Annotated in this window: 12 protein-coding genes; 7 read left to right on the forward strand and 5 right to left on the reverse strand. The window is 49.4% G+C overall.

From position 1 onward, the window contains the following. Nucleotides 1-32 precede the first annotated feature (32 nt). Nucleotides 33-980: an RNA polymerase sigma factor RpoS gene (gene rpoS, locus A1332_RS00310; RefSeq protein ID WP_082879450.1), complete on the forward strand. Its 948-nt coding sequence runs from the start codon at nt 33-35 to the stop codon at nt 978-980. A gap of 77 nt (nt 981-1,057) precedes the next feature. Here the strand turns inward: rpoS and A1332_RS00315 are convergent, their stop codons facing one another. Together A1332_RS00315 and ppx are read right to left on the reverse strand one after the other, a co-directional pair. Further along, on the reverse strand, nt 1,058-2,293 hold the full coding sequence (locus tag A1332_RS00315) for a hypothetical protein (RefSeq protein WP_064006601.1): 1,236 nt from the start codon (nt 2,291-2,293) through the stop codon (nt 1,058-1,060). Continuing rightward, entirely contained in the window at nt 2,287-3,789 is a 1,503-nt protein-coding gene (gene ppx / locus A1332_RS00320) for an exopolyphosphatase (protein WP_064006602.1), read from the reverse strand. The genes A1332_RS00315 and ppx overlap by 7 nt, the downstream gene beginning before the upstream one ends. A gap of 118 nt (nt 3,790-3,907) precedes the next feature. Here ppx and A1332_RS00325 point away from each other — a divergent pair, with 118 nt between their 5' ends. Then, nucleotides 3,908-4,813 carry an ABC transporter ATP-binding protein gene (locus tag A1332_RS00325; RefSeq protein WP_064006603.1) on the forward strand — a complete coding sequence of 302 codons (906 nt, stop codon included), beginning with the start codon at nt 3,908-3,910 and terminating at the stop codon, nt 4,811-4,813. Further along, nucleotides 4,810-5,574 (forward strand): ABC transporter permease, encoded by a 765-nt coding sequence (locus tag A1332_RS00330; protein ID WP_064006604.1) that lies wholly within the window; start codon nt 4,810-4,812, stop codon nt 5,572-5,574. Before A1332_RS00325 ends, A1332_RS00330 begins: the two co-directional genes overlap by 4 nt. A 4-nt stretch (nt 5,575-5,578) precedes the next feature. On the opposite strand, the gene A1332_RS00335 is transcribed toward A1332_RS00330, so the two are convergent. The 3 genes from A1332_RS00335 to A1332_RS00345 form a co-directional block, all read right to left on the reverse strand. Further along, nucleotides 5,579-6,313, reverse strand: coding sequence for a helix-turn-helix domain-containing protein (locus A1332_RS00335; protein ID WP_064006605.1), 735 nt, complete (start codon nt 6,311-6,313; stop codon nt 5,579-5,581). Between the two features lie 62 nt (nt 6,314-6,375). Further along, nucleotides 6,376-7,380, reverse strand: a complete 1,005-nt coding sequence (locus A1332_RS00340) for a class 1 fructose-bisphosphatase (RefSeq protein ID WP_064006606.1) — start codon at nt 7,378-7,380, stop codon at nt 6,376-6,378. 151 nt (nt 7,381-7,531) lie between these two features. After that, nucleotides 7,532-9,037 (reverse strand): flagellar hook-length control protein FliK, encoded by a 1,506-nt coding sequence (locus tag A1332_RS00345; protein ID WP_064006607.1) that lies wholly within the window; start codon nt 9,035-9,037, stop codon nt 7,532-7,534. A gap of 267 nt (nt 9,038-9,304) precedes the next feature. On the opposite strand from A1332_RS00345, the gene A1332_RS00350 reads away from it, so the two are divergent. The 4 genes from A1332_RS00350 (at nt 9,305) to A1332_RS25530 (ending at nt 12,823) form a co-directional block, all read left to right on the forward strand. Continuing rightward, nucleotides 9,305-11,239 (forward strand): hypothetical protein, encoded by a 1,935-nt coding sequence (locus A1332_RS00350; RefSeq protein ID WP_064006608.1) that lies wholly within the window; start codon nt 9,305-9,307, stop codon nt 11,237-11,239. 994 nt (nt 11,240-12,233) lie between these two features. Beyond that, nucleotides 12,234-12,443: a type II toxin-antitoxin system VapB family antitoxin gene (locus A1332_RS00355; RefSeq protein WP_064006609.1), complete on the forward strand. Its 210-nt coding sequence runs from the start codon at nt 12,234-12,236 to the stop codon at nt 12,441-12,443. Further along, nucleotides 12,440-12,583, forward strand: coding sequence for a type II toxin-antitoxin system VapC family toxin (locus tag A1332_RS25525; RefSeq protein WP_197491359.1), 144 nt, complete (start codon nt 12,440-12,442; stop codon nt 12,581-12,583). The genes A1332_RS00355 and A1332_RS25525 overlap by 4 nt, the downstream gene beginning before the upstream one ends. 51 nt (nt 12,584-12,634) lie before the next feature. Beyond that, nucleotides 12,635-12,823, forward strand: a complete 189-nt coding sequence (locus tag A1332_RS25530) for a hypothetical protein (protein WP_197491360.1) — start codon at nt 12,635-12,637, stop codon at nt 12,821-12,823. The last annotated feature ends 59 nt before the right edge of the window (nt 12,824-12,882 follow it).

Below are 12,882 nucleotides of genomic sequence, written 5' to 3' on the forward strand. Positions count from 1 at the left end.
GTGGAGTCACGGATTCAGGTGTAATTAAAGATATGGATATTCCAGATTTCATTTCTTTTGATGATGTCGATGAAGAAGTTGTCGAAATCGATCCGAACGAAACGTTTAAGCTGGCCGAGATAGAAAGTAACGAATCGCAAAATGAAAGTACTTTCGATGCTACACGAGCCTATCTGAATGAACTTAGTAAATCCCAGCTGCTAACTGCTGATGAAGAAAAAATTTACGGCAGACGCACTCAGCAGGGCGATCCACAAGCCCGAAAAATAATGATCGAAAGTAATCTACGTCTGGTTGTCAAAATTTCCAGGCGCTATTTAAATCGCGGACTCCCTTTGCTCGATTTAATCGAAGAAGGTAATTTAGGACTGATCCGAGCAGTTGAAAAATTCGACCCTGATAGAGGCTTCAGATTTTCAACCTATGCAACCTGGTGGATCAGACAGACCATAGAGCGCGCAATCATGAACCAGACCCGAACGATTCGTCTGCCGATTCATATTGTTAAAGAAATGAACATTTATTTGAAAGCGCAGCGGAATTTAGCTCAACAGCTTGATCATGAACCAACTGTCGACGAGATCGCCCGGCATCTGGATAAACCGGCTAAAACCGTTAGTAAAATGCTTAAACTCAACGAGCGTGTCACATCCGTTGACGTGTCTTTCGGCAAGGATTTTGACAAACCCCTACTTGAAACCATTTCCGAAGAAGAAAGCCGCAACCCTGCTGAAATTCTGCAAGATGACTTCATCCAAAACAACGTTACTTACTGGGTCTATCAACTTGCCGAGAAGCAGCGCGAAGTCATTTGTCGCAGATACGGCCTTTGTGGCTTCGAAAACGCAACTCTGGAGCAGGTAGCGCTCGAATTGGGCGTAACTCGTGAAAGAGTTAGACAAATACAAATGGACGGCTTGAAGCGTCTCAAAGAGATTCTAGAAAGCAGCGGCTATTCGTTCGAATCGATTTTTAGCTAAAAACAAAATTTAACCGGCGGCAAACCAGATTAGGGTGACTTTGTCAGATCTGGTTTGGGTGTCTGTTGTCAGGAACCTTATATTTGATACAACGGCAAGGCTTTAATCCTGTCGTCAATTTGTTGGATCAGTTCGTTGTATGCAGAACTTCCTACAGACTGAAATTTGCTGGCAAACGTTGCTTCGTCCATATGTTCCGGTAAGTCCTGTACTTCCGGGATAACAGACGAATAATCTTTAGTGCTAGACATTATTCTTTGTAATTCTCTAGCTTCCTCGGTTGATGCAACTGCGATTTGACCGAATCTAGTTCCGGCTCGATCCGCTGTCAGATCAATGAAACTGAAGCCGCTGCCTTTTTGTGCGTCTCCCAATTCTTTATCTATGCCGATTTGCTCGCCCAATAACGAGGAATCTATGATCGCCAGTAGTGCCGAGGCAATAAAATGCTGAGGTATATCAATTCGTTTATATGCAAATACAGGATATTCCTTGCTATAGACCAAGCCCAGAGGCAGATACCGGCGTAAATCGTGTTTATAAATATAACTGCCGACCGCAATGATGATCGCGCGATTTTCCTGAATGGCGTCCTCCGCCGGCGTTTGTTGATACGCCGTCAGAAATAAAGGTTGCAGCAAATCGGTTATAGACAAGCGCCAGCTAGGATCATGCTGGCTGACGATTTCGTTAATTTGCTGTTGATAGCGATGCAGGTTCGGATAATCCCGGTGTTTTTGGATGGCCAATTGCTTTGCGGCGTCGACGATGGACCCTAGATAACTAATTTCCAAAGCTTGAGGACTAATGCGGACTTTCTTGACATATTGACTCAATAGTTGCCAATGCTGTTCTAGCGGTGTGTTATGCACAATGGCCGGAATCAGCAGGTTAGCCGCCGGATCGGGAATGGAAATTTCACCTATTTTCAATGACTTGATAACGATGGCGTCATCCACTTGCCGTAGATTAAAACTAAAGTCCAGATATCTGCCCCAAGGGCTTTTGGGTACAAATATCGCTATTTGAATCATTAATCTGTCATCTACAATCTGAATTTGCGTTGTATTTTCCGCAAAATGGTTTAGTAAATAACTCACTGCGATATTCAAGTCCTTCTGGTCCAAACTAACTGTTTTAAGTTGGCCTCTTTCCTCCGGTGCCACATGTAATAACTGCTTCGCGCGCTGAATATCTTCGCGATTCAAACCCTGATGGATTTTTAACAACGGCGTATCGTCGATAGCGAAAAACAGTAATCCTACGAACAATATTGCTAGTGAAAGTAAGATATACAGTAGAAATTTCAGCATTGATCGAAGATCAGATTAAAACGGGCCTCCTTGAGATAATACATTTCTTGTTTTAGATCGGCATGTGTCAGAGGTGCTTGTTCCAGCCAATTTTCCGGAAAATCGATTTTTATATCGTGGCGATCTATTGTGATATTAAAGTCAGGACGCTTGCTATTGCGGTTGCGGTGCAGCAAAGCGGCCAGCCGAAATACAATAGCCATAATCGGCGCATGTTGCCGCCAAGGAAATGGCAAATCCTCAAAGCGGCTTAAATTAAGCTTTTTGCGGTGACTACGCACCAGCTTAGACAGCAACAGCTGATCTTGTTTGGAAAAACCCGCCAAATCGCCATTTTCAATAATATAGGCGCTGTGCTTGTGGTATTGGCTATGGGCGATCTCAAAGCCGATTTCATGCAGTTCCGCCGCCCATTCCAAGAACTGTAAGCTGGCGGGATTGTCGTTAAAGCAGGGGTGGCTGTCCAGTTGCTGAACGATGTAACGCAAGGTTTCCTTCAGTTGTCCACTATGGGACGTATCGGTATGGTAACGCGCGGCAATCGTTTGACTGGTCTGCGAACGAACATCGTCGTCGTAAATTCTGTCCAGCAGGTCTTGCACCAAACCTTCGCGCAATGCGCCGTCCGAGACCGTCATCTGCTGGATATTTAAAGTTTTAAACGTAGCGTAGATTATCGCCACAGCGCCGATAAACACCGGCCGCCGTTCTATGCTCAAGGCCGGAAAACTGATCTCGTCGATTCGATTAAGTTTCAATAGGTGAGCTACCAAAAGCTCCAATCCTTCATTGGTGATGCCGTTATTACTCCACCCCATGGTTTGCAGCACATTGCTGATGGCTTTCAGGCTGCCGGAAGCGCCGATGGCTTCCTCCCAGTTTTTGGAATTGAACGTGTTTTGAAATGGTTCCAAATGTTGCTCGGCAAATAGCATCGCCTTACGAAAGGCTTTTTTGCTTAGTTCGCCGTTTTTGAAAAAGGTCTGGCTGACTGTGACGCAGCCCATATTCAGGCTTTCCTTGGTATGAGCAATATCGTCGCGGCCAATAATGTACTCCGTACTACTACCGCCAATATCCATCACGAAGCGGTTATTGGCATTGCTTCCCAAACTGTGGGCCACGCCTTGATAGATTAACCTCGCTTCTTCGATACCCGAAATGATATGAATCGGATGCCCCAGGGCTTTTTCGGCCTTATTGATAAATTGTTGCGAGTTTCTGGCGATGCGCAGGGTATTCGTGCCGACTATCGCGACGCTGTTGGGCGCGAAATCCCGGATGCGTTGACCGAAGCGCTCCAGGCAGGCTAGGGCGCGCTCTTGCGTGATTTGGTCGAGATTTTTATGTTGATCCAGTCCCGCAGCCAAGCGCACCATTTCTTTTAAGCGGTCGATGGTTTGCAATTTGCCGTTATGCAAGCTGCATATGATCATGTGAAAACTGTTGGAACCCAGATCGACGGCAGCAACACTGGTCGGTATTTGATGTGGCAAAAGTCTATTCCTGTTCAGGCTGCTGAGGGTTGGCGAATTCTGATAGAATCGGAAAGCTTTATTGGCGCATTTTTAAAGATTGCGTCAATTCCTTTGCCTGAGATTATAACATTAGAGCATGACGGCTTTATCCATCAAAAACCTAAAAAAGACCTACAACAACGGCTTTGTAGCCTTGAAAGGCCTGGATCTCGATGTCCAGCGCGGTGACTTTTTCGCGTTGTTGGGCCCCAATGGCGCCGGTAAATCGACCTTGATCGGCATCATCAGTTCGTTGGTCAACAAAACCAGCGGATTGGTCAGTATCTTCGGTCACGACCTGGATAAAGACAATGTCGCCGCCAAAACCTGTATTGGCGTGGTACCGCAGGAAGTTAACTTCAATCAATTCGAAACCAGCATGAGCGTGGTGATGAACCAAGCCGGCTATTACGGCATTCCGCGCAAGCAAGCCTTGCTGCGCACCGAACAATGCTTGCGGCAAATGGAGCTTTGGGATAAGCGCGATGTCGTTTCCCGGCGCTTGTCCGGCGGTATGAAGCGGCGGTTGATGATAGCCAGAGCGATGGTGCATTCGCCACGCTTATTGATATTGGACGAACCCACCGCCGGCGTGGATATCGAAATCCGCCGCTCGATGTGGGAGATGATGCAGGAGGTTAACAAACAGGGCACCACCATCATTCTGACTACCCATTATCTGGAAGAAGCCGAAAGCCTGTGCCGGAATATCGCCATCATCAATAACGGCCAAATCATCGAGAAATCGGCGATGAGCAGTTTGTTGAGCCGGTTGCATACCGATCACTTCGTATTGGACATCGCTCGCCCGCTGAGCGTTGCGCCGGTAATAGAGGGCTACGATATTGTTCTGAACGCCGATACCGTATTGGATGTGGCGGTGCCGAAAAGCCACGGACTAAACCGGTTATTTCAGGCCCTTTCTGAGCAACATATCGAGGTTCAGAGTCTGCGCAACAAGTCCAATCGTCTGGAACAATTATTTTTGGATTTGGTGCAATGAACTACTCGGTCGCTTTTTTTACGATTTTATTCAAAGAAATCCGCCGTTTCACCCGAATTTGGCCGCAAACTTTATTGCCGCCGGCCATTACCACGGCGCTGTATTTCCTCATCTTTGGCAAGTTGATCGGCGACCGCATAGGCTTGGTGCACGGCGTCAGCTACATGGACTACATCGTGCCGGGCATTATCTTGATGTCGGTGATCAGCCACTCTTATTCCAATGTGGTGTCCTCGTTTTATTCCACCAAATTCCAGCGACATATTGAAGAGCTCTTGGTGGCGCCGGTGCCGAATTATGTGATTTTGGCCGGTTACGTCTGTGGCGGCATCGCGCGCGGGGTGTTGGTCGGGGTGGTGGTGGCGGGGATTTCGATGATGTTTACCCACACTACGATTCTGCATTGGGATATTGCCGCCGCGGTGTTTGTGCTGACCGCAACCTTGTTCGCACTGGCCGGCTTCATCAATGCGGTATTTGCCGACAGTTTCGACGACATTTCCATCATTCCCAATTTTGTGTTAACGCCATTGAGCTATTTGGGCGGGGTATTTTATTCGGTGGCGATGTTGCCGGGGATTTGGCAAAAAATCGCCCAGGCCAATCCGATTTTATACATGATCAACGCCTTTCGTTACGGCATGATCGGCGTTAGTGATGTCCAGATCGAACTGGCTTTTGCGATGACGGGCGGGTTTATCGTGTTCTTAACCGCGCTGAGCTTACTACTGTTGCACAAAGGTATCGGTATTAAAAATTAGCCCTTTATTCCAACGGCACTAACATATTGCGCAAGGCAGTAAGATCTTTGATCGCGATAAAGCGGTTTTGTACCACAATCAAATTATCATCCTGAAATTTTTTCAGCAGCCTGCTCACCGTTTCCAGAGCCAGGCCCAAATGATTGCCGATTTCCTGGCGGGTAAGCGATAGCTTGAATTCCGACGACGAAAATCCGCGCCGTTTCAGGCGTTCAGACAAGCTGATCAAAAAATAAGCCAAGCGCTCTTCCGCCGGCCTTTTGCTCAGCACCAGCTGATTTTTGTCCTCAAGCATTTTCTCGCCTGTGTGCCGAAACAATTCGCGCGTCAGGCTGGGCATATTTTTGAACAAGTCTTCCATATTGTCGGCCGGTAGGATGCAGAAACTCATGGTTTCCAAGGCAATGGCCGCGCAGCCGTGCTTTTCGGCGGACAGACCGTCGAAGCCCAGTAATTCGCCGGGCAACAGAATATTCAAGATATGCTCGTTGCCATGACTATCGTTAGCCACCAACTTGGCGCTGCCGGATTTTATTGCCAGAATGCCGCGAAAGTTGTCGCCTTCGCGGTAGATAAAATCGCCGCGCTGCAAGGTTTTGCGGGCCTTGACGACTTGGCTGATATTATTGATTTCGGCTTGCGACAGGCCGCGCGGTAAACAAATATTATCCAGACTGCAATTAACGCAACTGACTTGATTTTTAATCGGCTCGGCCGCTTGAGTTTTCGATGAAAGCATAGTTTTGGGCTTAATAGTTTGCCGCTTCGTCAGGAAACGGCGACATGGCAACGGATCGCTGGTTAATCTTGCTGATGATAGGCAATTATCCGTTCTACTTCAGTTTTGGAACCCAATATCAACGGCACCCGTTGATGAATGCTGCTGGGTTTTAGATCTAAAATTCGTTCGCGGCCGGTTGAACACATCCCGCCGGCTTGTTCGATGATGAATGCCATCGGGTTGGCCTCGTACATTAGACGCAGCTTGCCGGGCTTGGATGGATCGCGTAAATCGTGCGGATACAGGAATACGCCGCCGCGTGTGAGTATGCGATAGACTTCAGCTACCAGCGAAGCAACCCAACGCATATTAAAGTCCTTGCCGCGCGGACCTTCAACGCCCGCCACGCATTCGTCAATATAACGTTTTACGGGTGGTTCCCAAAAACGTTGATTGGACATATTGATCGCGAATTCGCTGCTTTCCTCCGGAATTTTCATATTGCAATGGGTCAGGATGAACTCGCCAATATCCTGATCCAGCGTGAAAGCATTCACACCGTTGCCCGTGGTCAGGACCAACATGGTGGATGGGCCGTACAACACAAAACCGGCGCAGACTTGTTCGGTGCCTTTGCGCAAAAAATCCTCGGTTTCCGGCTCTACGCCTTCGCGGCAACGTAGAATCGAAAAGATCGTGCCCACGGTCAGATTAATATCGATATTAGACGAGCCGTCCAGCGGATCGAACAGCACCAGATATTTACCTATCGGATACTGTTTAGGGATTTTGATGGGATCGTTGATTTCCTCCGATGCCATGCCACCCAAGGAACCACTCCAGTCCAAAGCTTTGACCATAATGTCATTGGTAATAATATCCAGCTTTTTTTGCACTTCGCCCTGCACGTTTTCCGACTCGGCACTGCCCAACACGCCAATCAAGGCGCCGCAATTGACCCGGTGAGAGATCTGTTTGCACGCAGTCACAATGTTATTCAGCAGCAGCGTGAACGTGCCGGAAGCATCCGGTAGCCCGCGCTGTTGCTCGATGATGAACTGGGTCAGGGTAACTTGGTGGGACATGCGTTAATTCTCCATAGCATCGGCTAGAGTAAGAAATTGTTTCGGCAACCACGGCAGCTTAATGCCGGGTTTGGCGGGTAAATAGTTCTGTTAAAAGTGTTTGCCCGTTTGCGGCAGATTTGTGTATCCAATTGCTGTATCCGGCTCGGTATCAGACTTTTTCGCTCAACAGACTTTGCGGTGGGAGCGTTTGCGGATTGGTTTGCGTGGGTTTTCCTTGTTGAACATCCATAAATCCGGGTTTCAATCCTTTTTGTTCGAACTGTTGTCTTAAATAGTCCAGACGTGCATTAATTTTATCCACGGTGCTGGTGGACTCGCTCCAGAAACGGGTATTAATACTGCCGTCGTAACAGGAGACCTTGCAATGTATTGTAGCAAGTTCGGGCGGGGTAATGGTAATGCTCACTACCCAGTTCTTTTGGCCGTTCTCACTGTTGGCTTGTTTGTCTTGTTCCACCATCAGTTGCAGCGTTTCCGGTTCGGCTTTATTAAAGAACGGTAATTCCAGTATCCAGACCTGTTTCGGCGAATCGTCCCTGGGCAGCGAATTGAGTTGATCCAAGGTCAATTTGGCCAGATTGCCCTGGGCTTTTTGCAAGGTTTCTTTCAGTAATTCGCTTGCAGTCGGCTGAGCCGAACTGTCGTCATTAGGTACTGCAAGCTCAAAACCTAGCTGTGCGATCAGCTTGCTGAGTTTTAATTTAAAGTCGTCTTGCAACATTTGCGATTGAGGATTTGCCTCCGCGTCGACTAAATTGCGTTCCATAAACAGACCGGACTGGGCGATGGCTTGCTTTAGCGTGGCCGGTTCGAACAGCTTGGTTTTGTCCGGAATATGCTGCAATATTTCACGTGCCAGTTGTTTGAGTAGCTCGCCTACGGTTTTATCGCTTTCGGCGGGCCGTATCAAAGGCGCCAGATGCTCCAGCAATTGTTGTGACGGCACTTGAACGGGCAACAACTGTTTAAACACCGTCGTTATCTGTTCGTCAAGAGAAGGGGCCGGTAAAGACGCGCTCAGCACCGGGGACTCGCCGCTCTTCAGCATTTGTAAATCAACGCGGCTGCCGACAGTTAGCGTGGATTTAGCCAACGGATCGCTCCATTGCAATTGCTTACTATTCAGCACCATTCGGTTTTCACCGCCAGGCAACGCGGTGCTTTGGGTTTGCTTGGTATCACCCGGCATCGGCGTCAGTTGCACCGTTAGGGTATGTTTGCCGATATTCAAAATCTGCACCTGTATGTGCTCGCCAGGGTTTAAGGTCGCTAGTGGATTGCTGGGTAGAGGTGCTGTAGTTGTTGCAGTCGCGGTCGGGGAGGGCAGTAATTTAAGTAGTTGTGCTTCGGGCGCCGCTAAGCTTGACGGATTGGGCGCTAGTGATGGTAGCGGGGCGATAATTTTTAACTCCGGAGTCGGCAATAGCTTTACCACTTGCAACTGCAAGGTCTGGCCGGGCTGCAAAGCCAATGCCTGCTGGCTCTGCAAAGTCATGGTTTTATCGGCAATGCTGACAGTCAGGGTATTCAGCATCACTTGATTGGTAATGATTTTGGCGTCCAGCACTTGATTCAATTTAAGCTCTGAAATCGAAGCGTTCGACTTGCTCAATGCCATGACCAGTTTCGCATCTAAAGGCAGCTTTATATCCATGACCGTCTTACCCCACCGCATTCGGCATTTACGCGTTTTCCGCTGACGAAACTAGGGTACTACAAAATACTCGCCTGGACGATTAACAGCTAGTAGGCAAGTTAGTCACACAAGCAGTCATTCAATAAAGAAACATATGGTAAATAAATCACTAGCAGATAGGTAAAGCATCAAGCCAAAAGCCTCAAATACCTATTTATAAAGGGCTTGACAATATCCTTCTACTGACCCTAGGCTCAGTTGACATTCAACTGGGGGGAGCGAGCCATGAAATTCATGCAATTGGGTTTTATCTGTACGGTTTTTTGGGTGAATACCGCGCTGGCGGTTAGTGTGACGCAACGCGCCGGCAATAATTTTCGTACCGCTGCCAACAATCAAGAACTCACGCTTAATAAAGCTAACGTGAATGCCGAGCAGTTCGGCTTGCTGCGTACTTACGATTTCAATGCCAAAGTCGAAACCCAGCCCTTGGTGATCGAAAATGGCGCCGGCGCCGACGATTTGGTGATCGTTACCACGATGAAGAACGAAGTGATCGGCATTAATGCCCGCACCAATGAAACCGTCTATAAAGTCAAACTCGGTCCTGAAATCAGCTCCCAAGACATGGACATGTGGAAACACACGCCCACCTGGGGCATTTCCGCCACGCCGATTATCGATCCTACCAGCAACACGCTGTTTGTCGCTTCCTGGCAAAAGAAGAACAACGACAATCGGTTTCGCGATTACTGGGTGTACGCCTTAAATCCGCTAAACGGCAGTCAAAAAAGTAAACCGGTGCGTATCTTCGGTAAGTCGCAGGAAGGTAACGGCTGCTGGTTCAACGACGCCGGCGCTACGTATCGGCAAAACAATCAAACCAAGCAATATGTCTATCCCAAACTGCGCGCCGGACTGGCGTTGACAGAGAACAACGGCTTGGTCATGGCATTTGCCGCCAACGGCGAATCACATATGGGGGGCCGGAAAAATCCGCATGGTTTCGTGGTGGCTTACGACACCCGGGCCTTGCTCGGGCAAGCCGGCTTTTCCAAACAAGCCGCGATATTTTGCGCTACCTCATTTAATTCCTGGGGTGCCGGCATCTGGCATGCCGGCGGTGCGCCTGTCACTGAAGACGACATGATTTATGTCGCCACCTCCAACGGCACCTCGAACAACGGCGATGTCGATCTGGCCGAGAGCATGATCAAACTCCGTTTCAAACCCAGCGTCGGCGGCGCCCGGCCCGAACTGGAAAAGGTAGATTTTTACAAAGCGTTTCTGGATGAGCGAGTTGCCGGCGATAAGTGTCTCTGGAGCGACAATAATTCCGAAGTGTCCTGCGGCCGGGCCCAAGCGCATGCCGCGGGTGCCGACTGGGATTTCGGCGCGGCCGGACCGATGCTGGTGCCGGGTTCCAGGTTGCTTTTGCAAGGTACCAAAGACGGCATCATTTATTCCTTGGACAAACTCAATTTGGGCCGAAACGACCGTTTCAATCAACTAATGTCCAAACCGCCGCTGGTGGCAACCTACTTCGCGGGCGGTGTTCAGGAAAATTGGGACCGGGCTCAGCATTTGAATCGCAGCCTACCGTGCCCGGCATCCGGGCATAGCGATCACGGCTGGTTCGTGCCATGCGGTGATCCGGAAAACAACAAAATGCACCACATCCACTCGTTGGCCTTGGCGCAACGCGATCAGAGCGGCGGCATTGTCTATGTCTGGGGTGAAAACTCCCGCTTGAAAACCTACAATTTTTCCACCGTGGACGGTAATTTGCCGACCTTCCGTGCCGAAGCTGAGGACCTGGCCTCGGTGGGTGTCGAATCGCCCGGCGGCATGCCCGGCGGTCTGTTGATGGTCTCCGGCAAGCCGTCCGCAAGCACTAATTTTTCCCACGCAATCGATTTCGATTCGGCTATCGTCTGGGCGGTGTTTTCCAAATTTGGCGATGCCAATAAGGAATTCGCCGAAGGTCAGCTGATAGCGTACGACGCGACCACGATAGAGCCAGGCAACAAGTTGAAACGCTTATTTCGCACCGGTGACGACAATAACGGCGGCTTGGGCAAGATGTCGCGGATGATTCCGCCGGTGGTGGCGAATGGCCGGGTGTACGTGATGATTTATCGGGTCGGTACTTCCGACTGCACCGTGCCGGACAATCAATTACCGGTTTGCAGTCAGTTGAAGGTCTACGGCTTGAGGTAAATGCGAAGGAGTTTAGCGTCTCAAACCTGCAAAATCCGAACTTCCGGGCTGGTGTCGGCATCGCGGGCTTAGGTATGCACAAGGCTTTACCGCAAACCGTCAAGTGCAAGGCATCGGCGAAATCGATGCCTTGCGCATAGCCTTAGTTTTTGAGGCATTCACCAAGCTCTAAGCCTATCTCGCAAGGCGATTTGCCTCAGCTTTATGGCTTGCAGGTTTTCTGCTTTGGCTTTTTTACTTGCGCGCGAGCCATTTTGCTTTAACCGCAAGGCTTTTTGCCTTAAACGCAAGGTGATGGAGCTTTTACGCCTGAGCCTTTTGCTTCAGCCGCAAGCCATTTTGCCGGAACCGCGAGCCATTTTGGCTTAAACGCCAGGATGGTTAGGCTTGCACGCAAGCCTATTTGCCTTATGGGTCAGACTTTTTGCTTTAACGGCTTAGTAAATAGCTTTTCGGATTTGCTCTTGCGGGTTGTCGTCTTGGCTATTGGCGTTGCGCGCCCCAATCTTTTTTAGACTTGGTGGTTTAATAGCAGCAAGCTGGCGGCAATAAGGCTTGGGCGCAACACGATTTAGGCTGCTTGAGCCATTTCGAGTGGTGACCGTTAGGATAATTTTGATTACGTGGTAATCCACTGGCGACGCGTCGCGGTAGGTCGCAGCGCGGCTAGGTCTACATTCTCCCGTGGCATGTAGGAAGGAGAATAATCTCAGATTGTTAGGACGGGCAGGTTTGCCCACCAATAGGCCATTTATCCGAGCAGATAAGAGAACATACATGTATTCGGAAGCACCCTCATAAGTTGTGCCGAACTACCTGAGGCGCAACGTTCGCGACCGATGCGCCTCCTTTCGTCGGCCGCATCCTAAAATTACGAACTACCGTTTCTAAGGTGACGCAGGTGACAGTGGCGTGCAGTACATGTTTTTAGCACAATCCCGTGAGCTCATTTTTTGCTACAGTACATCAGCAGAATTGATGCCGAGAAAACGCTATGAGAACCACTGTAACCATAGGCGATGCGTTGTACCAAAAAGCCCTGGACATGGCCGATCCGGACATGGATAAAACCGAAATCTTCCGGGAGGCCATGAAAACCTTCGTCCGAATCCAGGCCGCCAAACGCTTGGCTGCTTTGGGCGGAACTATGCCGGATATGGCCGATATTCCCCGAGAACGCGGCCAAACCGAACCGTCTGCATGATATTGGTCGACACCTCGGTTTGGGTCGACCATTTCAAAAATCGTAACGAAGACTTGGTGCGCTTGCTTGTTTCCGATTCGGCGTTGATTCACCCGGTAATCATTGCCGAATTGGCCTGCGGTACGCCGCCAGCGCCGTGAGTCCAAGCCCTGAACAACCTCCGCCAGCTAAGGCTCTGTAATCAAGCCGGTTTGCAAGAAGTGGAAGACTTTATCGAACGGGAGGCGCTGTATGGCTTGGGTTACGGACTGATTGATTTACTGTTGCTGGCCTCGGTTTTGATCACACCTGGCGCAAAGTTGTGGACGCTAGACAAGCGCTTGGCGAAACTGGCCGAGCGCTTTGGTGTGGCTTATCAATCATCGCTGGCGGCGAAATGAAATTTCAGAACACTCGTCCGATTACGTTTCACTAATCGAACCTTGTATTATCCAACCAT

The sequence above is a fragment of the Methylomonas methanica genome (assembly GCF_001644035.1).
GTDB lineage: Bacteria > Pseudomonadota > Gammaproteobacteria > Methylococcales > Methylomonadaceae > Methylomonas > Methylomonas methanica_A.